The organism is Pseudoalteromonas fuliginea (genome assembly GCF_000690055.1).
GTDB lineage: Bacteria > Pseudomonadota > Gammaproteobacteria > Enterobacterales > Alteromonadaceae > Pseudoalteromonas > Pseudoalteromonas fuliginea.
On the sequence record NZ_JJNZ01000255.1, the window covers coordinates 1 to 390 of the forward strand.

Here is a 390-nt window from a genome sequence, read left to right on the forward strand (position 1 = left end):
CAAGGCGTCCAGGATTTCTTCCCACAACCCGGCCAGCGTCCAACGGCGGAACTGGCGGTAGACGCTCGACCATTTGCCGAATTCCTCGGGCAGGTCGCGCCACGGCGATCCCGTGCGCGCAATCCAGAAAACCCCATCCAGAACAAGGCGATGGTTGGTGGGTTTGCGCCCATTCGGGGCGCGGTTGGCGAGGATGAAATGTTCAAAGAACGCCCATTCCTCGTCGGTCATCAGGTCTCGTGCCAAACTGGCCTCCATAGCAGATACCAGCTTGAATCACGCTTGAACCTCCATGTGAATCCCTTTTGTCAACACGGCCTAGCGTCAGGACTCATAACCAATATACGACGGTTGCAGCGAGAGCGATGGCTGAGAGGAAGACCTTCGGGC

The 390-nt window shown here is 57.9% G+C and carries 1 protein-coding gene; it reads right to left on the reverse strand.

What is annotated here, in order from left to right:
- On the reverse strand, positions 1-258 hold a 258-nt coding region (locus DC53_RS0121125), incomplete at its 3' end, for a transposase (RefSeq protein ID WP_033032711.1).
- Positions 259-390: the final 132 nt, after the last annotated feature.